The sequence below is a fragment of the Streptomyces sp. NWU339 genome, from assembly GCF_003143855.1.
Classification (GTDB): Bacteria; Actinomycetota; Actinomycetes; order Streptomycetales; family Streptomycetaceae; genus Streptomyces.
In genome coordinates this window covers 16,704-36,653 of sequence record NZ_QFRK01000053.1, presented here as the reverse complement: position 1 = coordinate 36,653, position 19,950 = coordinate 16,704, and the positions used below count along the sequence as shown (strand labels likewise).

Genomic DNA, 19,950 nt, shown 5'->3' with positions numbered 1-19,950 from the left:
GAGTTGGCTGAAGCGGGGGATCGGCAATTCCTCCTCCCGGGTCACCGCACCCTGGACCTTTTCGGCCATGCGGGTCGGCTCGGGCATCTCGCGCACCGCGCCCGCGGCGGCATCCCGGGCCCGCCGGCCGCCGGTCTGCGCGACGTCGTGCACCCGGTGGGCGGCGGCCCGCAGCGTGCGGGCGGCCGCGTCGGCCCAGKTGSCGCCGTTCTCCTGGACGAAGCCGTTGGCCGCGGCCGCCACGGCCCGGGCGTTCTGGGCGATGCTGTCCTCCAGTTGTTCGAGCAGTTCCTCGTCCTGGCGGCGCAGTGCGGCGAGCAGGCCGGCGGTGGCCTGGTCGTGGGCCTCTTCGGCGATGCTCTGCCCGGCCCGGCAGGCCGCCAGCGCCCGGGCGGTGACCGCGTACTCGTCCTGGGCGTTTTTCAGCAGCCGCCGCTCGTCGGTGGGCCGCCGGCCGCGCAGCATGTCCGTCACGAGCGTGGACCCGATGGTCAGCGGCAGCAGGACGGTGCGCACGGCGCCGTGCGAGAGGAACCGCGCGATATCGACGCGGTCCCCGACCAGCCCGCTGCGGGGCCGCAGCTCGCGCGCGTGGTGCTCGATGCGCCGGAGGCCGTCCTGGACGTGGTCCGCCTGGCGCTCGAGCAGCTGCCGGTACGGGCCGGGCGGCGTGATGGTCGCATCCGCCCGCAATCGGTCGACGAGCGCCGCATGCGCCTGGCGGGTGTCCTCCAGCGCCGGTACGAGCGCGTCCGTCATCACTGCCATGGGGTGCTCCCTGGGGGTGGGGGTCAGGCGGCCGGCCCATGCCCGCCGCGCAGCTGGACACGGCTGCCGTCGGACCATTCGGGCGGCCGGGCAACCGGGAACCATCCTGAGGGACACCGAGCAAGATCGCTCGGAGGCTGGGCCCCGACCGGCCGGGGCGCACCACCCCCGGACGCTTGTTGCCCCGCGGGGCAACAGGCAACGGGCGAGGAAGAGAATGTGTTCCCCCTTTCCGAAGCGGCTGACCCTCGCCCGCGGACCCGGGTGGGCGCGGTGCCGTTGCGGGGCCAGCGTGCGGGCTGAACGGGTGATGACGGCGGTTGTGCTGTGCCGGAAACCCTCATCACGCGTTGGTCCGGGCATGAACCCTCGCATCGATGACGCGGTGCCCCATCCGGCACCGCTCGGGCTGACCGGCTCCCGGCCCGAGCGTGATGACCCGGGCGCCGGCGTCCAGCGGGACGGCAGGCCGGGCCGTGATGGTCATCGGCTCAGCGGTGATCGTTGCCGCTGCCGGGGTGCTTGCCCTTGCGGACCGGCTCGCTTGCGAGGCTCGGAGACGACCGGCCGGGGCAGGCCGGATGGTCCGCCGGCAGCCGGAAGTGATGCGGATGCGTGCCTGTGTGGCCGGCCGGCCGAGGCGATCGCCTCCCTTCGCTCGCAGACAGCGGTGATGCTGTCGCACGCCCCCGGCCGTGTCGGTGAAGCCGGTGCCACCGGCCCGGAGGGCCAGTCATCACCCGGCGCGCAGCCCTGAGCAGAACCTGGGCAAGCCCGGATGGGCAGCCAGGGCGCGTTGTCGGCCGACGATGCCGCCACCCGACGGCGACCGGGCGGTGCGGGCCCGGGAGCTTCGGGCGACGCGGCGACAGCGGCCGGGAACCAGCCGGCAAGGCGCCTCAACCGTGCACGGACGGGGACGAAGCTGTGCGATGTCTCCATCAGGACGCGTGAACTTTTCTACAGCTCGATCTCAATGTGTGTGGTCGGGTAGCCGGATCACGTTGCCGTGATCCGGCTACCCGACCACAATGCGGCAGCACGTCCGCCTGCATGCCGCACTGCCTACAGGTCGAACTCCACGTGCTCGACGTCCGTGAACTGCACCTCCAGGCCGCTCGCGCGGCGGCCCCCGTCGCGGAAGTACACCTCGCCCAGGGCCTCGGCGGCGAGGTCGCGCAGGCGCTGCTCGGTGGCCCCGGTGTCCTGGGCGTCGAAGAGGCGGGCCGCGTGCTGCGGGGGCAGGGCGCGGGTGAGGTGGCGGAGGCGGGCGTCGTCGGTGGTGCCGGGGGCAGCGGTGAAGCCGAAGCGGGCCCGGGTGTCGACGACCAGGCCGGTGCGGGTGGCCGCCCGGCGGCGGGCCTGGGCGCGGACGCGGGGCCGCCAGCGGGCGCGGACCGCATCCTCCAGGCGCCGGGCGAGGTCCGGGCGGGGCCGGCGGATCTGGTCTTTGACGTACCGTTCCACGGTGCGCTGCGAGACGCCGAGCGCGCCGGCCACCGCGCGGGTGCCGTTGAGCTGTCTGACCACCACACCAAGGGTGTCTGCCAAAGCGGAGCAAGCTCATGGTGGACGCGCCCGGTATGTGTTGTCCCGTCACCCGCGCGGTCGGTTAAGTCAGATCGGGCAGCTGAACAGGCTGGGCTCGACACGCCACACACCGGAAGCACCGCCCCCGATCGACCGCGTCCGTCGCTCAGGCGTCGCGCCTCCCACCCCGCCCCGCACCGCCACGGCGTTCAGGAAACGGAACGCCGTGGCGGTGATCCCTGCTCGGATACTTCGCCAGTACCGAACTCCTATGCGATGCCGGGCCCCCGRGCCGGCCGACGCCGCGGCCGCTATGGCYGCAGGCAGCCGACGRCGGGGGCTTCGAGAGGRCTGGAAACAGTGGCGGGGAGCGATTCCGTCAGACAAGTGGCCACGGTCAGCGGGTCGACGACGGCGTTTGCCGGTGACGCCACGAACCCGAYGAATGCGGCGGCCCCCAGGATGACGGCAGCGATGCGACGCATGAACAACACCTCTCGACAGTCGTGATCGGTCCGCGAAGACATTTCCACKCATTCCGGCTCCGCATGCGCCSTGTCCCCCGTTCAGGCTGGTGCGTCGAGCCCGTCGAGGCGGGCGGGCACGYCGGCCGTGAGGATGTGGATCGCTCCGCGTGCGTGTCCGGGCTCCCATTCGCCGTCCTCGCGGACGTCGAGAAGCACGGCAGTGGGCTCAAAGCCCACTGCGGCGACCCGGAGCACGCCGAGTCCTGCGACCGCMCCCAAACACCCTGGCGTTCCACCGTGCCGGGTGAACTCGCCTGGACCGCGTACCGGGCCGAACGGCGTCGCCGCGGAGAGATTGACGAGGACCCCTGTGAGGCGTACCACCCGTTCCGCCAGGGCCGCTGACCGGGGCACCGAAGCATTCAGGAAACGAAACGCCGTGGCGGGCATCCCTGCCCGGATACTCCCCGGACCCCGTCGGCTCGCGGGCTGTTCGGGGCACGGCTGCTACAGGTCGAACTCCAGGTGCTCGATGTCCGTGAAGCGGACCTCCTCCAGCTGGCCGGCGCGGCGGCCGCCGTCCTGGAAGTAGGTCTCCTTGAGCCCTTCGGCCGCGATCTCCTGGAGCTGCTGGTCGCCGGCGCCGGCTTCTTGCGCCTCGAAGAGGCGGGCGGCGTACTGCGGTGGCAGGGCGACGGTCAGGTGCCGGATGCGGTCCTGGTCGGTGGACCCGATCGGCGCGGTGTAGCCGAGGCGGGCGCGGGTGTCGATGACGATGCCGCCGGTGGTCGCCGCCTTCTGCCGGGCCTTGGCGCGGATCTGCGGCTGCCACCGCTTCCTCACCTCGCGCTCCAGGCGCGCGGCGAGGTCCGGGGCGGGGCCGGCGGATCTGGTCCTTCACGTACCGCTCCACGGTGCGCTGCGAGACGCCGAGCGTGTCGGCCACCGCGCGGGTGCCCTTGACTTGAGCTGCCTGACCAGGTAACGCATCCGCGCGCCGGCCGACTTGGGGATGGGGCGGGTGAACGCCTGCTGCACGGCCCGCTCGAGGCCGTCTCCGATGATGCCCATCCGGGGGCTCTCCGTTCATGATCGGCTGTGGGGCCGCGGTGCGGCGATCACGCCCGGGCCGGGGTAACTGTCCGACACCGGGCGGATCACGCCGCACAGCGGCGTCCAGGGCGGTCAGGGGCGGGTTCTTCGGCGGCGGACATGTCGCGCGGGCGGCTGTAGGGGAACTGGCGGGCCACCGTGACCGTGGCGGTGGGCCCGTTGCGGTGCTTGGCCGCGATCAGGTCGCTCTCCCCGGCCCGCCCGGACTCGGGCTCGTAGTGGTCCTCGCGGTGCAGCAGGAGGATCGCCTCCGCGTCCTGCTCCAGGGCCCCGGAGTCCCGCAGGTCGCTCACCGCCGGCTTCTTGTCCTGCCGCTGTTCGGGCCCGCGGTTGAGCTGGGCCGGGGCGATGAGCACGGCGCCGGTGYCGGCGGCGAGGATCTTCAGTTCGCGGCTGATCTCGGTGACCCGCTCGTAGGGCGACTGCCTCGCGGTGCGCTGGTCGGTCTGCATCAGCTGGAGGTAGTCCACCACCAGCGGCGCCCGGCTGGTCTCCCGGGTGATGGTCTTGATGCGGGAGCGGATCCGGGCGGGGCTGAGGCGGGCGGAGTAGTCCATCCACAGCGGCAGGTCGCGTAGTTCGGGGGTGTGCCGGTCCAGGCCGGTCCCAGTCGTCTCCGGTGAGGCCGTCGACGCCGTCGCGGATGTGGTGGAACGCCACCCGGGCCCGGGCGGACAGGATCCGGTTGCTGACCTCGGTCCTCCTCATCTCCAGCCTGTGCACCAGGGTGGGGGCCCCGGTGCGGGCGTTGGCGGTGGCGACGCCGAGGGCGAACGCGGACTTGCCCATGGCCGGGCGGGCGGCGACCACGATCATCTGCCCGGGCATCAGCTTCATCAGGGCGTCCAGATCGGTGAAGCCGGTGACGGCGGCCGCCGGGAGGGACACGGCCAGGCCGTCCAGGTGGGCGTCCAGGTGGTCSCCGAACCGGCCGAAGTCGTCATCGTCGGCCTGGCCGTCGGCGGCGAGGTACTCCAGCTCCGCCTGATGGGCGGCGATCGTCTCCGGCACGGACAGCGGGTCCGCCAGGCGGGCGCCCTGCATCCCGCGCACCAGGGCGGCCTGGTAGCGGCGCACCTGGGCGTAGCCGTGCACGAGGTCGGCGTAGTGGTCGGCCTCGGCCGCCGAGCACGCCTCGCTCGCGAGGCGGGACAGGCCCACCACGCCGCCCGCGCGTTCCAGGTCACCGGTGCGGCGCAGTTCCGCCTCCACGGCCGGTACTCCGGTCGGGCGGCCGGTCCCGTGCAGGCGGACCACCGCCGACCACACCAGCTCGTGCGTGGGTTCGTGCCAGTCGCCCTCCAGCACGGCACGGGCCACGTCGGCTACCGGGTCGTACGAGGGCGTGGCCATACGCCAGACCCGCTTGCCTCGCTCATGATCGAAGGAACAGACCCTCGCCGGTGGGCCAGTCTCCCCGCCCCGCCAGATCGAGCACCAAGGCGGCGATGTTCCACGCATCGTCGTCGCCTCGGTGGTGGCGGCCCTCCAACGGGAGGCCGGCCACCGTCAACGCCTGGGCCATTCCGGGACGTCTGCGCAGGCCATAAGAGGCGGTGAAGGCGACCTTCACGTTGGTGTGACGGTGGTTGAAGGGATACTGCGTACCCGTGTGCAGGCACTGGCGAGTGAACTGGTTGCGGTCGTAGTCGCCCCAACTGGCCCAGGGAAGCAGGCCCGCGCGGTGCTTGGCCGCCAGCGCCTGGCACGCTTCGGTGAAGGGCAGGCCTTGGTCCACGTCGGCTTGCGTCAGCCCGGTCAAATCCGCACAGAACGGGCTTACCTTCGATCGGGCTGGGCGTACCAGCAGCCGGTGTTTGGCGAGGCGCTCGCCGGCGCGCAGGTCGACCACGGTGAGCCCGATCTCGATGATCTCGCTGACCTGGCCGGGTGGCGGCTGCCCCTCCCAGCATGTTGCTTCGACATCAACCACGTTGAGCAGGTGCCCGTCCACGTTCACGATGAGTGAGGATAGAAACAACCTCGCCCCGGGTCATCCGAGTTTCGCCGCCCGCCCGGTCTCTTCATCGACTTGGATGGGCAAGAATGCATGACGCCCATCAAGAGGAACGGCTGCTGAGGTCCGGTCACGGAGAACCTACCGGAAAGGCCCCCGCGCTGAGCAGCGATTCCGTTGCGCAGGGTGAGCCAGTGCCAGACGGCGGGCGTCAACGCCCGGTTGGCCTCGATTCTTCAGCGGTCGTGAGTGTGTGACCGGGCTGCGGGTTCGCCCTGTTTGTCCCGCGTGATCACGGGTGGGGCCTTCGCGTGTCACTGCGGCTGAGCCGGGGTTCCACGGCACCCGGAGGTCGTGCGGGCCTGCTCCTTTCCTTGTCGCGTCGGGCTGGGGGTCTGGTGGTCAGGTGATGGAGGGCAGGGCGGTCAGCCGGTGCCAGCAGGTGGTGAACGGGGTTGCCCAGGGCCAAGTCCGCTCGATCCGCAGCCAGCGACGGCGGGCGTGGTCGGCGAGTCGGGCGTGCAGGTGGTAGAGGCGGATGGGAGTCCCCCCGGCCGGAGGCTGGGGAGCATGGTGTCCGGCTCGGCGTGGGCCAGGCCGTCGGTGTCGTGCAGGGCCAGCAGCCGCAGCCACGCGTCGAGATCGGCGGCACTCAGAGCTCGGCGCAGCGTCCAGCCCGCCGCGGACTATACGTAGTGGGCGGCCCCGGCACAGGACATCCCCAGCGTGTCGGTGGGGGCTGGCTGGATGCGGGTATGTCTGATGATCTGAGCGTTGCCGGGGTCGGGGCTGTGCTTACGGGTGTGGATGGGCCGTTGGCGGATCCGGGGTTCCTGGTGAACGCCGACCCGGGTGAGGTCCTGGGGCTGGTGGATGCGGCTTTGGAGCCGGCCGCGCGGTTGGCGGGTGCGGTGTACCGGGCGTCGGCGCATCTGCACGGGGGCGCTCCGGCGGGAGTGCGCAAGCAGGTGCTGGCGTTGGACGCTGCTCGGTACGGAGACCGGGAGTTGTCGGCTCGGGGATCACCGCAGTGGCGGTGGACGGCGGAGCCGACGCGCGGTGGGGGGTGGACGGCCGTCCGGTCGCCGTCACCAGCAGCAACGACAAGACGGTGCGGGTGTGGGACCTGACCACCGGTTGGCCCGTCGGCGAACCCCTCACCGGCGGCCGCTACTCCGGCGCGGTGAACGCCGTGGCGACGGCGGTGGTGGACGGCCGTCCGGTCGCCGTCACCGGCGGCGGTGGAGAAAACGTCGGAGAGGTACGGGTGTGGGACCTGACCACCGGCCGGCCCCTCGGCGCGGAGTTGGTGCTCCCCGCAGCGGTGCACACGGTGGTTATCACTTCGGACGGTCGGCTGGTGGTGGGGTTCGGCCGGGAAATAGCGGTACTGACCCGCTGCTGACCAGTTTCCCGCACGGTACGCCCTTGGCGTGTCTGTCACGCAGAGCTGACGCCCGGGGCGTGCCGGCGTCGGCTGTTCATGGGCGGTGGTGGGGTCGGGTGTGCTGGCGGTGGGTTGTCCGTGCCCGGCGGATGAGGCTGCGGGCGGTGATGACGATGGCGCGGCGCTCGGGCGGCGGGCGGGGCAGTGGAACGCGCTCTGCACCAGGACCGGCACGAACGCCGCACGCTCCGCCGGATCCGCGAGGCCGGCTTCCCCCGCCCCAAGCGCATCGAGGACTTCGACTTCACCGCCAACCCCAACCTCTCCCCGGAGCTGGTACATACCCTCACCCGACCCGAGTGGGTCCGCTCCGGCCACCCGCTCTGCCTGATCGGCGACTCCGGCACCGGCAAGTCCCACCTGCTGATCGCCCTGGGGACGGAGGCGGCGATGAAGGGCTACCGGGTCCGCTACACGCTCGCCACGAAGCTGGTGAACAAGCTGGTCGAGGCCGCCGACGAGAAGCAGCTGAACAAGACCATCGCCCGCTACGGCCGCGTCGACCTTTTGTGCATTGACGAACTGGGCTACATGGAACTCGACCGCCACGGCGCCGAACTGCTGTTCCAGGTCCTGACCGAGCGCGAGGAGAAGAACAGCGTCGCCATCGCCTCCAACGAGTCCTTCGGCGGCTGGACCAAGACCTTCACCGACCCGCGGCTCTGCGCGGTCATCGTCGACCGCCTGACCTTCAACGGCACCATCATCGAGACCGGCACCGACTCCTACCGCCTCGCCAGCACCCGGGCACGAGCCGAGGAACCCGCAAAGGCTGGCTGACCACCGATGCGCTGCGGTCCCGGATCAACATCAGGAGCAGTCCGGGGCCGCCGACACGATGCACGCGTCGTGTCTCAAGTCTGAACTGGGCACTCATCACCACAATGACCCGGCGTTGATCAGCAAGGGCCTGCACGGCTGGACGAGGGTGCGTGGAAGGGAAAGCGCCTGAACCGCCGCCCCCTGAGCGCCGGGCGCCTGGCCTGGAACGTCAGCCCAACGTCTGCGTCAGCTCGCTTCGACTCGGTGAGTGAACGATGTGGCCGTAGGCTCCGTTGACGATCGACATGTAAGGCGGGACGTGGCCGCACTCGATGTCAGCGATGATCGGCACGTTCAGGGAGCCGAGAGCATCGAGGACGGCTTCGTGCTGACTGAGGGAGCTGTTGTCCGGTGCGTTGGTCCGGCCGACGAGAATCGCGTTCGCGCGGTCGAAGAATCCGGCGAGCCTCATGCCGTGCAGGTTTCGGCAGATGGTGAAGGCGTTGTGTTCGGCTGCCTCTACGTACACGAGGAGCCCTTCCGGGGACTCGTTGCGGGCGAAAGTCGTGACGTCGAGGTAGGGCGTCCCCGCGAGATTGCACAGCGTCTCGATGCAGCCGCCGATCAGCCTGCCCTCAGCCTCCACGTCGCCACCGTTGTCGAGCCGGACCCAGGTACCCTGCGAGTCCAGCGTGTACTCGCGCATGTCGGGGAAGGCGGCGAAGTCGTCGAAGCCTGTGGCCCGGTGGCGGCCAGGCGGGGTCTGCGTGAACCGGTGGCCCGAGGGTGCGGCGACGATGTCGAGCCACGACAGCAGTCCCTCGGGTACGCGGTAGGGCGTGTCCATGAGGTTGTTGCCGTGGAGAGTCGCCGTGCCGGTGAGCAGTGTCAGCGGTGTGATGAGGGTCGAGATGTCGGAGAACCCGACGAGCCAGGTCGGCTCCGCCTCGCGCAGCCGGTCCCAGTCGAGCAGCGGGATCAGGTCGATCGCGGTCTCTCCGCCCCATGGCGGCACGACAGCCCTGATGGTGGGATCAGTCAGCATCGACATCAGCTCGCTTGCGCGGTCGGCGGCCGAGGCGCTGACGTGCCCGGAACCGTCCATACACTGCCCGACGACGATCTCACACCCGCGTGCCTGCACGTCACGGAGAGCGACGTTCAACCGCTCAAGCAATGCTTTCGCGACTCCGCTCGACGAAGCGGTCACACCGACACGGTCACCGGGACGCAGGGGCGCGGGTATCGAACTGGCATGCGCCGGATCTTGGCACAGCGCCGTGCCTGGACGACAGCGAGTTTTCAGCTTCAAGAACACCTAGTCAGTCCCTGACGGGTGACTTCATTTCTCGTGAATATCCGCGACCGCCGGGGTCCGGCGATGACACCCGAACCGATGGACAAACGCTGCCGCTAGAAGTGAACGAAGCCACCCGCACGACGCTGTACAAGTACGTACCGGAGCTGTCGGCCGCTGGCCGCGACTCCCTGGTGCCGAGCGACGCGCCCGTCGCGCTGCCCGCTCGCTGATCCTGTCTTGTCGACAGCTCCCATGCGGCGTCCTGCTGGGGCTCGGGGAGTATCTGAGCAGGGGTGACCGCTACGGCGTTCAGTTCCCTGAACGCATGATGATGGTCCCGATGAGGTGGGAGGCTGTCGCAGGTGGCAGGCGAGTGGGTGAGGAAGTCTCGCCGGGAGCGTCGGGTGCTGGCGCGGGTGCGGCGGGCGCTGGCCTTTGCCCGGGAGGAGAAGGTCTCGGTGCGCAAGGTCGCCGACGCGGGTGCATCAGCTCACCCAGGGCGCCGACCCGGACGTCCTGGACGCCGCGCTCGGGCAGCTCCGCGCCGCGGGCCGGTCGGCCCCGGAGGACCCGGACGGCAGCGCCGATGAGGAGCTGTCCGGCCGTGCGAGCAGGGTCATCCCTGCTCGGATACTTTTCGAACCCCTCATGTGGCCGGGGTGGCGGGCAGGCCGGTCAGGCGGCGGACGGCAATGAGCCCGTCGTCGGTGCCGGGCCAGTGCCGGGCCAGAGCATCGGCTCCGGCGTGGCGGACCACGGAGCGCAGGACGGCGGCGACCACGATGGCGTCGTCGGCGTAGCCGAGGACGGGGATGAAGTCGGGTACCAGGTCGATGGGCATCGCCAGGTAGGCCAGCAGCAGCCACAGCCGTACCCGTACCCCGCGCGGCAGGGTCCGGTCGCGGGCGAGGCGGGGGATGAGCCGCAGCAGGTCGGGCAGCAGCCGGATCGCCTCGGCCAGGAGGTTGCCGCGCGGGCGGGCCAGGGCCAGGGCGGCCAGGGTGAGCAGCCAGAACAGCAGCACTCCGCCGGTCATGGCCAGGGCTATGGACCACCAGGTGTTCACGGCCGGTGCCCCTCTACGGCGCGCAGCTGGACCGCGGCACGGCTCGTGCTGGTGCCGGGGGTGGKCTCGGCGGCGAGGGCGGCGGCCTCGAACGCCTTCATCGCCTCGCGGGCCCGGGCGAGTTCGGCGCGGACTTCGGCGCCGATCGGGGCGGCGAAGTAGTCCCGGGCGGCGATTTTTGCCACCCATGCTTCGTAGCGGGCCAGGTCGGCCTCGGACTCCTCGACCTCGGCGAAGGTGGTGCGGCCCCTGGCGGTCTCGGTGTCGATCTCGGCGAAGAACCCGGGGAGGCGTTCGATAACCTCGCCGTACTCCCCGGTCACGGCCTGGCGGAACTCGCCGATCAGCTCGCCGCGCTCGACCGGGTCGGTCAGGGTCAGGTGCAGCAGGCGGGCGGTGCCGCCCTCGGCGCGGACCTTGTCGATCAGCTTGCGTACCGCGCCGGCCACTGGCGGGCAATCGGGCAGCAGGCACACCGACTGCTGCACGTACACCGCCCCGAGCCCGCGCAGCCTGCGCCACACGTGCACCCGCAGGGAGTCCGTGCCCCCGGCCGTGCTCACCGCCACCAGCAGCCAGGCGTCCTCGCTCCCGGCCGACGCCCTTGCCTCGTCGTCGCTCACGCCTGCGATGATACGTCCGTAACGTCAGTGCCGATGGCACCCGTTCCCGCTCTACGCCTGATCCGGCGTCTTCTCGCTCTTCAGGGCCCGTGGCACAGGGCTGTCATGTTACGGCTGTAACATGCCCGCCGGCCCGTGGGGCCGCTGCCCCCGTGCGGTCTCACGGACGCCCGGCCGGGACCGGCCGGGCGCCGTCGTCCTGGTCGGCCCGTGGGGAGCACATCCGCGATGTCTTGGTTCGAGGCCATCGTGCTGGGCCTGCTGCAGGGACTCACCGAGTTCCTGCCCGTCTCCTCCAGCGCCCACCTGCGGGTGTTCTCCGCCCTGTTCGGCTGGGACGATCCCGGCGCGGCGTTCACCGCCGTCACGCAGCTGGGCACCGAGCTCGCGGTGCTGATCTACTTCCGCCGCGACATCGCCGCGATCATCGGCGTCTGGTCCGCCTCGCCGGTGCGGCCGGAGCGACGCAAGGACCCCACCGCCCGGAGGGGCTGGTTCGTCATCGTCGGCACGCTGCCCATCGGCATCCTCGGCCTCGCCTTCCAGGACAGCATCGAGACCTCCCTGCGCGACCTGCGGATCACCGCCGCCATGCTGATCGGGTTCGGGCTGATCCTGGCGGTCGCCGACCGCTTTCGGGCGGTGCGCCACGCCAAGCCGATCACCGAGCTGACCCTCCCGCACGCCCTTACCTACGGCTTCGCCCAGGCGCTGGCCCTCCTCCCCGGGGTGTCCCGTTCCGGGGGAACCCTCAGTGCGGGGCTGCTGCTGGGCTACTCCCGGGAGGCCGCGGCCCGGTACTCGTTCCTGCCGGCCATCCCCGCGGTCGTGGCCTCCGGCACCCTGGAACTGTTCAAGATCGGCGAAGGCCCGGCCCCGGCCTGGGACCCGACCCTGCCGGCCACCGGCATCGCCTTCGTGGTCGGCTACGCCGCCATCGCCTGGTTTTTGAAGTACATCTCGAACAACAGCTTCGCCCCCTTCGTGGTCTACCGCATCGTCCGCGGTGTGGTGATCGCGGTCCTGGTCACCGCCGGCGTGCCGGCCCCCGCCGCCGGCGCCGTCGAGTAGCCGCCCACCCTGTCCCCGCACGCCCTCTTCCGCAGCGGCCGGGCAATCCCTCGGCGGGGGCGGACCGTATGTACAGGTGTGCCGAGCTTCCGGTTCCCTGGTGGCCGTCTCCCGGACGAGGCTCTGCTGTCCGGGCCGGCCACCGGTGATCCGGAGCTCGCGGCCGCCTTCGTACGGAGGTTCCAGCGCGCGGTCTTCGGTGTCGCCATCGCCGTCACCGGAGATCGGCAGCTTGCCGAGGACATCGCCCAGCAGACGTTCGAGCGGGCGTGGCGTCACGCGCAGATCTACGACCCGCGCCGCGGGTCGGTGACGACCTGGCTGACGACCATCGCGCACCATCTCGCCATCGACGCCGTCCGTGCGCGGCGGACAAAGCCGGTGGCACCCGAGGACCTCGACGCGCTCCTCGATGTCGTGACCGAGACCCCCGAGCAATGGGCCCTGGCCGGCGAGGCCTCGTCCCAGCTGCGGGCCGCCGTGGCGCAGCTGCCGCGGGAACAGGGTCGTGCCCTGGTGATGGCGGGCGTCTACGGAATGACGGCCCAGCAGATCGCCGACCGGGAGAAGATCCCGCTGGGCACCGCAAAGAAGCGGATCAGGACAGCGATGGGAAAGCTGCGGAACACACTCGCCGCTTCGAATCGAGGGGACCATGGCCAATGACGTGACCTGCGAGAAGCTGCGGGAGATCGGCGTCGAGCTGGCGCTGGGCGTGCTGTTCGGCCGTGAGCGGGCGGCGGCGGTCGCGCATCTGGACCGGTGCGCGGCCTGCCGGGAGTACATCGAGCACATGACCCTGGTGGGCGACAAACTGATCGGGCTGGTGCCGGGCAGCGAGCCGCCGCCCGGGTTCGAGACCCGGGTGGCGCGCAGACTGACCCAGGACGTGACGGCGCACAAGGGGACCCCCCACACGCGGGCGTCCGGCCTCGCGCACAAGGCGGTCCGCAGTCGCGCACGCCGTGTCCGGCTGCGGGTCGCGTCCGCCGTGGCCGCGTTCGCATTCGGGTTTACCGGCTGGACGGTCGGCACCGCCCTCGAGAGTGTCACGGCCTCGAGCCCCCCTGCCATAAAGGCCCCGACGCCTGTGAGGGAGGGAGAGCTGATCTCGGCCTCGGGCCCCGGGCCGTCGGCCGGCGACGTTTACGCCCACCCCGGAGACCTGGGGGACCCCGGTCGGATCTACCTGACCGTCGACCTTGCCGCCGCCGGCACTCCGTACAGCGGCAAGGTCGTCTGCCTCCTGCAGCGCACGGACGGAACCACGATCCGCGTAGGCACCTTCACCTTGAGCAACGGGCGTGGTAACTGGGGCACGGCGGCCCCAATCGGCCCCACGGCGCTCTCCAGCGCCCGCCTGACCGCCTCCGACGGCACCGTCCTCGCCACCGGCCGCTTCGCCACCGGCCTAATACTGCAGCCGCAGTTACGGGGGGCGATGGCCACGGCGGCGGTAGTGGCTGAGCCTGGCTCGGTGCTGGTGTCGGCGGCGCCAGCGTGACCAGTGCAAGATGTGGCCGGTCTCGTGCCGGATGGGATGGGCGAGCTTGCTCAGCAGTCGGCGGATCTCGTTCACGCTCAGTCTGATCAGGTCACGGTGGCCTCCCCCTTTTCGGCCTCGGTGACACGGACCGCGGCCAGGTGGGCGGCGGCCGCCATGGCCAGGGTGATGTGTCGGTACCAGGCCCGGTAGTGACGGACCTGGTAGTGGTCCAGGCCGACCTCGTTCTTCGCGGCCTGGAAGCACTCCTCGATCGCCCAGCGGGCCCCGGCGGCCCGGACGATCTCCGCCAGCGGGGTGCCGGCGGGGGCGTGGGTGAGGTAGTAGGCGCGTTCGCCGTCGGCCAGGGAGCGGCGGATCAACAGCGCGTCCTCGAAGCCGTCTTCATGACGGCCGGGCAGCGGGACCAGGGCCCAGGCGTATTCGCGCAGGCCGTGGGCGCCGTCGCCGGCCGAGCGGATCTCCCAGGCATCCTCGGGCAGGATGGCCGAGACGGTGCGGACGTTCTGCCCGCGGGGCCCGCACCGGTGCTTGCAGCCGATCGCCAGCACGTAGCCGAGCCGCCTCTGGGCGAGCCAGCCGCGCAGCACCGGGTCCTGGCCGTAGACCTCGTCGCCGGTCACCCACCGAAACGGCACACCGACGTCCACCGCCCTCGCCAGCATCGCCCGGGCCAGGGATGGCTTGGTGGCAAAGCCGACCTCGTCGCCGACCCGGGCATCCGCCCGGCGGGCCGGATCCTCAGTCCAGCAGGTCGGCAGGTACAGCTCCCGGTCGATCAACGCCCGCCCCCGGTCGGAGGCGTAGGCGAGGAACACCCCCAGCTGACAGTTGTCGATCTTCCCGGAGGTGCCGGTGTACTGCCGCTGCACCCCGGCCGAGCGGACACCCTCTGTCGAACGTATGGCCTGGGGGGTGGTGTCACCGGCTCCGGAGGCATCGACAGACCGCTGATTAGGGGCATGACCACCGGCCTTTCCGCAGGTCGGGAGGCTCTTCGTAATGTGGATGTGGCGATCGGTGCCGTGGGACGGCCGGGCGGGGACAACCGGAGGAAGCACGTGATCGACACCAGCGACATCGGCGTCTTCCTCGGCCTGGACGTCGGCAAGGGCGAACACCACGCCACCGCCGTCACCCCGGCCGGGAAGAAGGCCTTCGACAAACGGCTGCCCAACAGCGAACCCAAACTCCGCGAAGTCTTCGGAAAACTGCAGGCCAAGCACGGGACCGTGCTCGTCGTGGTCGACCAGCCGGCCTCTATCGGCGCCCTGCCGCTGGCGGTCGCAAGGGACATGGGCTGCCCGGTCGCCTGTCTGCCCGGACTCACGATGCGGCGGATCGCCGATCTTTATCCCGGTGAGGCCAAGACCGACGCCCGCGACGCCTTCGTCATCGCCGACGCGGCCCGCGTCATGCCGCACACCCTCCGCTCGGTCGAGCTCGAAGACGAGACCATCGCCGCGCTGGAGATGATCGTCGGCTTCGACGACGACCTGGCCGGGGAGGCCACCCGCATCAGCAACCGCCTGCGGGGCCTGCTCACGCAGATCCATCCATCGCTCGAGCGGGTCCTGGGTCCGCGAGTGCAGCATCCGGCAGTGCTCAAGCTCCTCGACCAGTTCGGCTCGCCCGCCCAGATCCGCAAAGCCGGACGGCGCCGGCTCGTGACGCTGATACGTCCGAAGGCACCGCGGATGGCCGAGCGGCTGGTCGAGGACATCTTCACCGCACTGGACGAGCAGACCGTCGTCGTCCCGGGCACGGACGCGGCCGCACTGATCGTTCCCAGCCTCGCCGGATCGCTCCAAGCAGTGCTTGACCAGCGGAAGCTCCTCGCCACGAGGATCGAGGAACTGCTGGAGGTCCACCCTCTTTCCAAGGTCCTGACGTCCATGCCGGGGATCGGCGTCAGGACCGGAGCACGCATCCTCATCGACGTCGGCGACGGATCCAGCTTCCCGTCCGCCGCCCACCTCGCTGCCTATGCCGGCCTCGCCCCGGCGACCCGCAGTTCGGGCACCTCGATCCGCGGCGAACAACCCTCCAGACGCGGAAACAAGCAGCTCAAACGGGCCTTCTTCCTCTCCGCGTTCGCGGCCCTGGCCGACCCGGTCTCCCGGGCCTACTACGACAAGAAGATCAGCCAGGGCAAACACCACACCCAAGCCCTCATCTGCCTCGCAAGACGACGAGCCGACGTGCTCTTCGCGATGCTCCGCGACGGCACCTTCTACGAACCCCAACCCGCCCCCACGGGTTGACGAAACCCATAGGGGCACCCCCCGGGCCCGACAGTGTTGACGGATCCATCCCTGCCCGCTGCCGTTCGGCGCGTACGCGCCTGCGGGCTGCTTATCGAGGCAGGAGACCGGGTCGGCGAAGTCGTCGTCGGTCGACGGCAGTCCTGAGGGCGAGGCCTGAGGGGAAGGCTGGGCCGAGGACGCCGGAGCTGTGCCGGCCGTCGGCCCGGGCAGCCCGTCCGGTTGGGGGAGGTGGTCGATGAGGTCGCGCTCGAGTTCTTGCTGGGCGACGAGGACTGCGACGTTGATCTGGGCGAGGGCGGTGACGACAGCCTGGCCGGTGGACTGCACGGTGTAGGGCACGGGCCGGCCGCCCTGCGCCCGTGACTGTGCCTCCGCCTGCCGCCTTTTCAGGGTCTGCTGCCGGACGAACACCGGCCCCGCGCTGGTGGCGAGGCAACTGATGTCGCTGGTGTTGTTCAACGGCAAAGGAGAAGTGGCCTTACAGGTTCCGCCCGGCATGCCGTCGACCTGGACCGTGGCGGTTAGCACCGCGTTCACCTTCCCGCCGGTGACCTTCGTGTCGGAGGAGCCGGAAGCCGAGTTGGTGACATGGGCGACGACCTTGCAGCCCGCTGCACTGCAGCTGAGATCAGCGCTGCTGTTGAGCCGGAACTGGATGTCGCTGTCGACCGCCTTGTCCAACTGCTTGGTGTTGCGCACGAGGTCATCGAACAACTTGTCGACCTTCTGCTGGGACAGCGAGCTGACATCCACGGTGCCCAGCGACGGCGCAGCGGCTAAAGCCGCCCGCCACCGCTGCACCGCGCCCGCGGCGCGTGAGCGGACTAAGGACACAGGTTGCACCGTGTGCTTGCCCGTACCCAGCCCAAAAGCAGAGGGCAGCGACGGGATCGACGGCATCGACGGCAAGGAGGGCAGCGACGGCACCGGCGGAAGCGAAGGGGCCTTAGCCTCGATCCACCGACGTGCTCTGAAGGTGATCTCTTGATCGTTTTGTGAGCTGGTTTCGGTCGGTGATCGTGGATGGGCAGGTTGTTTCTGCTGGTCTGCCCAGCTTTTCCACGGTGCGGTTCCGGTCGAGCCCTGGCGGGCGGGGTGGGCAGGGGGATCAGGCCAGTGCGGGTGGGTCGTGGACGGTGTCGAAGAGGTGTGTCCAGGCTTGCTCCCAGGGCCAGTTGCAGGGCAGGTGCAGGGTGATGCGTCGTGCGGATCGCGCGATCCGGGCCGGGACCTGGACCAGGTGGGCCCGGAGGGTGGCCGTGGTGGCCTTGGCGTGGAACGCGGAGGCCAGGGAACCTGCGGCCCGCAGCAGGTTGTAGGCCATCGCCCACAGGGTCAGCCAGGCCGCGTTGGCGTGGAAGTGCCCGGACGGCAGATGGGCCAGGGCCCCGGCCTTGCTGTCCGCGATGACCTGCTCGACCACGGCGTGATGGCGGTGTTCCCGCTCGGCCTGCAGGGTTGCGGCGGGCTGGTCGGTGAAGAAGGGGTGGTAGCGCCAGACGGGAAACAGCTCGCCCTGCTCGCCCACGACGGCGGGTTTGGCCAGGTCACGGACCCGGCGCACGATCAGCCGGGCGGTGACCCGATCTGCTTTCTTCCGGCTGGCGAACGCGGTGTATTCGGGTATCTCGGCGACTTCGGCGTCCGAGATGAGTTCACCGGTCTCGGGGTCGGGGACCGCGGTCGGGTAACTGATCTGCTGCCAGGCGTCGTTGGGGATGCCGAGGACGGCCCGCTTGATGGAGGGGTTCATCCCGGTGGTGATCGAGAAGTGGGCGCCGGCCCGGTGGCAGGCGGCGATTACCCCGGCGTTGTAGAACTGAGAGTCGGCCCGCAGGATGCGCAGGCCAGTGCAGCCGGCCTCGACGGCGGTGGCCAGGGCCTCGCTCACGAATTTCGGGGCGCCCCGGGAGTCTGCTGCTTTGCCGCGTCGCATCCGCACCGTGGCGATCACCGGCCGTGCGTGCGGGGTGCAGACCGTGGCGAGGAGGGGGTGCAGGGTGCGGATGCCCTTGAACCGGCCGTACTCGGCGCCCTGCTTGGTCCGGCCGTAGACGCGTTTGTGGGTGGAGTCGACATCGATGAACGCCTTCTCTCCAGAGCCGGGCAGCAGTGGAGTGCGCGCGGCCAGCGCGGCCAGGAATCTGCGGTGCACAGCATGGAGTTGGAGGGCATGACCGTGGGTGAACGCGCGAAGGAAGATGCCGAGCGTGGACGGGGCGCGAATACCGCCGAACAGCGTCGGCATCGCCCCGTGCCGCAGCACGCGGAGGTCGTCGATGCTGTCCGCGCCCGCCGCCATGCCGGCCACGATGCTGCTGACCTTGGAGTCCGCCGCAGCCCCCGCGCCGTTCGTCGTCCCGGTCAGCTTCACCTTCTGCGTCACCAGGTCCGACAGCCCACACCGTTCGGCCAGCCGCATCACCGGAACCAGCCCGGCATGCGCAACCAGGTTCGGGTCATCGAACACAGCGGACACCGCACGTGGCGGCGTGGAAGAATGCATCCCGGAGATGCACCTCCGAACTGGTTGAGTAGAAGCCTAGAGAACTCCTATTTTCCCAGGTCAGAGTGCATCTCCACTTTCATGTCCAGGCACTGGACGAACCATCACCCGGTGGATCGAGGCTTAGGAGCGCTCATGCCCGTCATCGAGACAGAAGAGCACAAGGCTCTCCGCGAAGCAGTCGCTTCATTCGCGAAGAACCACCCCCGCACCCCCGGCGCCGACAACCGCCCGTTCTGGCAGAACGCCGCCAAGCTCGGCTACATCGGCGTCAACCTGCCGGAGGCGTACGGCGGTGGTGGCGGCGGCATCACCGAACTCTCCCTCGTCCTGGAGGAGATGGGCGCCGCCGGCAACCCCCTGCTGATGATGATCGTCTCCCCGGCCATCTGCGGCACCGTCATCTCCCGCTTCGGCACCGAGGCCCAGAAACGGGAGTGGCTGCCCGCCCTGGCCGACGGCAGCCGCCTGATGGCCTTCGGCATCACCGAGCCCGATGCCGGGTCCAACAGCCACCGCATCACCACGACGGCACGCAAGGACGGCACCGACTGGCTCCTCACCGGCCGCAAGGTCTTCGTCTCCGGCGTCGACATCGCCGACGCCACCCTGATCGTCGGCCGCACCGAAGACGCCCGTACGGGAAGACTCAAGCCCTGCCTGTTCATCGTCCCCCGAGACACCGAGGGCTTCCAGCGGCGCCCCATCGACATGGAACTCAACGCCGTCGAGAAGCAGTTCGAGCTGGTCCTCGACGACGTACGGCTGCCCGCCGACGCCCTCGTGGGTGGGGGCCCCTCCCATGCTTCCGGCAGCGGGGGAGAGGACACCGGGCTGCTCCAGCTCTTCGCCGGACTCAACCCCGAACGCGTCATGACCGCCGCCTTCGCGATCGGCATGGGCCGTTACGCGCTCTCCCGCGCCGTCGAGTACGCGCGTGAGCGCACCGTCTGGAACGCCCCCATAGGCGCCCACCAGGCCATCGCGCACCCCCTCGCGCAGGCGCACATCGACCTCGAACTGGCCCGCCTGATGATGCAGAAGGCCGCCCACCTCTACGACGCCGGTGACGACACGGGCGCGGGCGAGGCCGCCAACATGGCCAAGTACGCGGCCGCCGAGGCCTGCGTGAAGGCCGTCGACCAGGCCGTGCACACCCTCGGCGGGAACGGCCTCACGCGCGAGTACGGGCTCGCCTCGCTGGTGACCGCCGCGCGCGTGTCCCGTATCGCCCCGGTGAGCCGGGAGATGATCCTCAACTACGTCTCCCACCAGACCCTGGGCCTACCCAGGTCGTACTAGGCCCGCTCGGCTTCCCGGCCGTCTTGGAGGAACCGTGTTCCGCAGCGAGCACGCAGACGTCCCACCCGTGGAACTCCCCGTCCACGACGCGGTGCTCGCGCGCGCCGCCGAGTTCGGGAGCACCCCGGCACTCGTCGACGACACCGACGGCACCACCCTCACGTACGAGCAGGTGGACCGGTTCCACCGGCGCGTCGCCCCGTGCAAGCGGGTCCGGCACGTCACCTTCCTCGGCGTCGTCCCCCGCGCCGCTTCCGGAAAGATCCT

19 protein-coding genes and 3 pseudogenes are annotated in these 19,950 nt (G+C 70.5%); 11 read left to right on the top strand and 11 right to left on the bottom strand.

Going from position 1 to position 19,950, the window contains the following annotated elements; all coding sequences use genetic code 11:
* Positions 1-768, bottom strand: a 768-nt coding sequence (locus DIZ27_RS36595; protein ID WP_109382703.1) for a hypothetical protein, incomplete at its 3' end; no start/stop codon positions are given.
* A 1,065-nt stretch (positions 769-1,833) separates the two neighbouring features.
* A complete protein-coding gene (locus DIZ27_RS36590; protein ID WP_258308703.1) occupies positions 1,834-2,319 on the bottom strand; it encodes an XRE family transcriptional regulator in 486 nt (161 codons plus the stop codon).
* Positions 2,320-2,936: 617 nt separating this feature from the next.
* Between DIZ27_RS36590 and DIZ27_RS36585 the strand changes: the two genes are divergently transcribed.
* Complete coding sequence (locus DIZ27_RS36585) at positions 2,937-3,170, top strand: hypothetical protein (RefSeq protein ID WP_109382702.1); 234 nt, start codon at positions 2,937-2,939, stop codon at positions 3,168-3,170.
* Positions 3,171-3,272: 102 nt separating this feature from the next.
* Here DIZ27_RS36585 and DIZ27_RS36580 read toward each other — a convergent pair.
* From DIZ27_RS36580 to DIZ27_RS36560, 4 genes and pseudogenes are all read right to left on the bottom strand, one after another.
* Positions 3,273-3,836: pseudogene (locus DIZ27_RS36580) on the bottom strand (XRE family transcriptional regulator).
* Positions 3,837-3,922: 86 nt separating this feature from the next.
* Positions 3,923-4,477 (bottom strand): DnaB helicase C-terminal domain-containing protein, encoded by a 555-nt coding sequence (locus tag DIZ27_RS47840; protein ID WP_258308705.1) that lies wholly within the window; start codon positions 4,475-4,477, stop codon positions 3,923-3,925.
* A 13-nt stretch (positions 4,478-4,490) separates the two neighbouring features.
* A pseudogene (locus DIZ27_RS48960) lies at positions 4,491-5,231 on the bottom strand (DnaB-like helicase C-terminal domain-containing protein); the annotation flags it as partial.
* A gap of 22 nt (positions 5,232-5,253) precedes the next feature.
* On the bottom strand, positions 5,254-5,838 hold the full coding sequence (locus DIZ27_RS36560) for a 3'-5' exonuclease (protein WP_109382700.1): 585 nt from the start codon (positions 5,836-5,838) through the stop codon (positions 5,254-5,256).
* Positions 5,839-6,865: 1,027 nt separating this feature from the next.
* Between DIZ27_RS36560 and DIZ27_RS36545 the strand changes: the two genes are divergently transcribed.
* Positions 6,866-7,240 (top strand): hypothetical protein, encoded by a 375-nt coding sequence (locus DIZ27_RS36545; protein ID WP_109382698.1) that lies wholly within the window; start codon positions 6,866-6,868, stop codon positions 7,238-7,240.
* Between the two features lie 186 nt (positions 7,241-7,426).
* Positions 7,427-8,062 carry an IS21-like element helper ATPase IstB gene (gene istB / locus DIZ27_RS36540; RefSeq protein WP_109382697.1) on the top strand — a complete coding sequence of 212 codons (636 nt, stop codon included), beginning with the start codon at positions 7,427-7,429 and terminating at the stop codon, positions 8,060-8,062.
* A gap of 211 nt (positions 8,063-8,273) precedes the next feature.
* Here the strand turns inward: istB and DIZ27_RS36535 are convergent, their stop codons facing one another.
* The 3 genes from DIZ27_RS36535 to DIZ27_RS36520 all read right to left on the bottom strand — a co-directional run bounded on the left by DIZ27_RS36535 (position 8,274) and on the right by DIZ27_RS36520 (position 11,033).
* Positions 8,274-9,221, bottom strand: a complete 948-nt coding sequence (locus DIZ27_RS36535; protein ID WP_258308704.1) for a S66 peptidase family protein — start codon at positions 9,219-9,221, stop codon at positions 8,274-8,276.
* 769 nt (positions 9,222-9,990) lie between these two features.
* A complete protein-coding gene (locus DIZ27_RS36525; protein WP_219933692.1) occupies positions 9,991-10,410 on the bottom strand; it encodes a YkvA family protein in 420 nt (139 codons plus the stop codon).
* The gene (locus DIZ27_RS36520; protein WP_258308702.1) at positions 10,407-11,033 is read right to left on the bottom strand and encodes a Chromate resistance protein ChrB; all 627 of its coding nucleotides are present in this window, start codon (positions 11,031-11,033) and stop codon (positions 10,407-10,409) included. The genes DIZ27_RS36525 and DIZ27_RS36520 overlap by 4 nt, the downstream gene beginning before the upstream one ends.
* 228 nt (positions 11,034-11,261) lie before the next feature.
* On the opposite strand from DIZ27_RS36520, the gene DIZ27_RS36515 reads away from it, so the two are divergent.
* From DIZ27_RS36515 to DIZ27_RS36505, 3 genes are all read left to right on the top strand, one after another.
* Complete coding sequence (locus DIZ27_RS36515) at positions 11,262-12,104, top strand: undecaprenyl-diphosphate phosphatase (RefSeq protein ID WP_109382695.1); 843 nt, start codon at positions 11,262-11,264, stop codon at positions 12,102-12,104.
* 78 nt (positions 12,105-12,182) lie between these two features.
* The gene (locus DIZ27_RS36510; protein ID WP_109382694.1) at positions 12,183-12,770 is read left to right on the top strand and encodes an RNA polymerase sigma factor; all 588 of its coding nucleotides are present in this window, start codon (positions 12,183-12,185) and stop codon (positions 12,768-12,770) included.
* The gene (locus DIZ27_RS36505; protein WP_181383863.1) at positions 12,760-13,608 is read left to right on the top strand and encodes a hypothetical protein; all 849 of its coding nucleotides are present in this window, start codon (positions 12,760-12,762) and stop codon (positions 13,606-13,608) included. Before DIZ27_RS36510 ends, DIZ27_RS36505 begins: the two co-directional genes overlap by 11 nt.
* Positions 13,609-13,694: 86 nt before the next feature.
* Here the strand turns inward: DIZ27_RS36505 and DIZ27_RS36500 are convergent, their stop codons facing one another.
* Entirely contained in the window at positions 13,695-14,669 is a 975-nt protein-coding gene (locus tag DIZ27_RS36500; RefSeq protein WP_109382693.1) for an IS701 family transposase, read from the bottom strand.
* Between DIZ27_RS36500 and DIZ27_RS36495 the strand changes: the two genes are divergently transcribed.
* The 3 genes from DIZ27_RS36495 to DIZ27_RS36490 all read left to right on the top strand — a co-directional run bounded on the left by DIZ27_RS36495 (position 14,670) and on the right by DIZ27_RS36490 (position 16,863).
* Positions 14,670-15,872 (top strand): IS110 family transposase, encoded by a 1,203-nt coding sequence (locus DIZ27_RS36495; RefSeq protein ID WP_109382706.1) that lies wholly within the window; start codon positions 14,670-14,672, stop codon positions 15,870-15,872.
* Positions 15,873-16,103: 231 nt separating this feature from the next.
* On the top strand, positions 16,104-16,238 hold the full coding sequence (locus DIZ27_RS47830; protein ID WP_258308701.1) for a hypothetical protein: 135 nt from the start codon (positions 16,104-16,106) through the stop codon (positions 16,236-16,238).
* 76 nt (positions 16,239-16,314) lie between these two features.
* Positions 16,315-16,863 carry a hypothetical protein gene (locus tag DIZ27_RS36490; protein WP_146229056.1) on the top strand — a complete coding sequence of 183 codons (549 nt, stop codon included), beginning with the start codon at positions 16,315-16,317 and terminating at the stop codon, positions 16,861-16,863.
* Between the two features lie 120 nt (positions 16,864-16,983).
* Here the strand turns inward: DIZ27_RS36490 and DIZ27_RS36485 are convergent, their stop codons facing one another.
* Positions 16,984-18,381 (bottom strand): IS1380 family transposase, encoded by a 1,398-nt coding sequence (locus DIZ27_RS36485; RefSeq protein WP_109381670.1) that lies wholly within the window; start codon positions 18,379-18,381, stop codon positions 16,984-16,986.
* A gap of 135 nt (positions 18,382-18,516) precedes the next feature.
* Here DIZ27_RS36485 and DIZ27_RS36480 point away from each other — a divergent pair, with 135 nt between their 5' ends.
* Positions 18,517-19,683, top strand: coding sequence for an acyl-CoA dehydrogenase family protein (locus tag DIZ27_RS36480; RefSeq protein WP_109382691.1), 1,167 nt, complete (start codon positions 18,517-18,519; stop codon positions 19,681-19,683).
* A gap of 34 nt (positions 19,684-19,717) precedes the next feature.
* A pseudogene (locus tag DIZ27_RS36475) lies at positions 19,718-19,882 on the top strand (4-coumarate--CoA ligase family protein); the annotation flags it as partial.
* Positions 19,883-19,950: the final 68 nt, after the last annotated feature.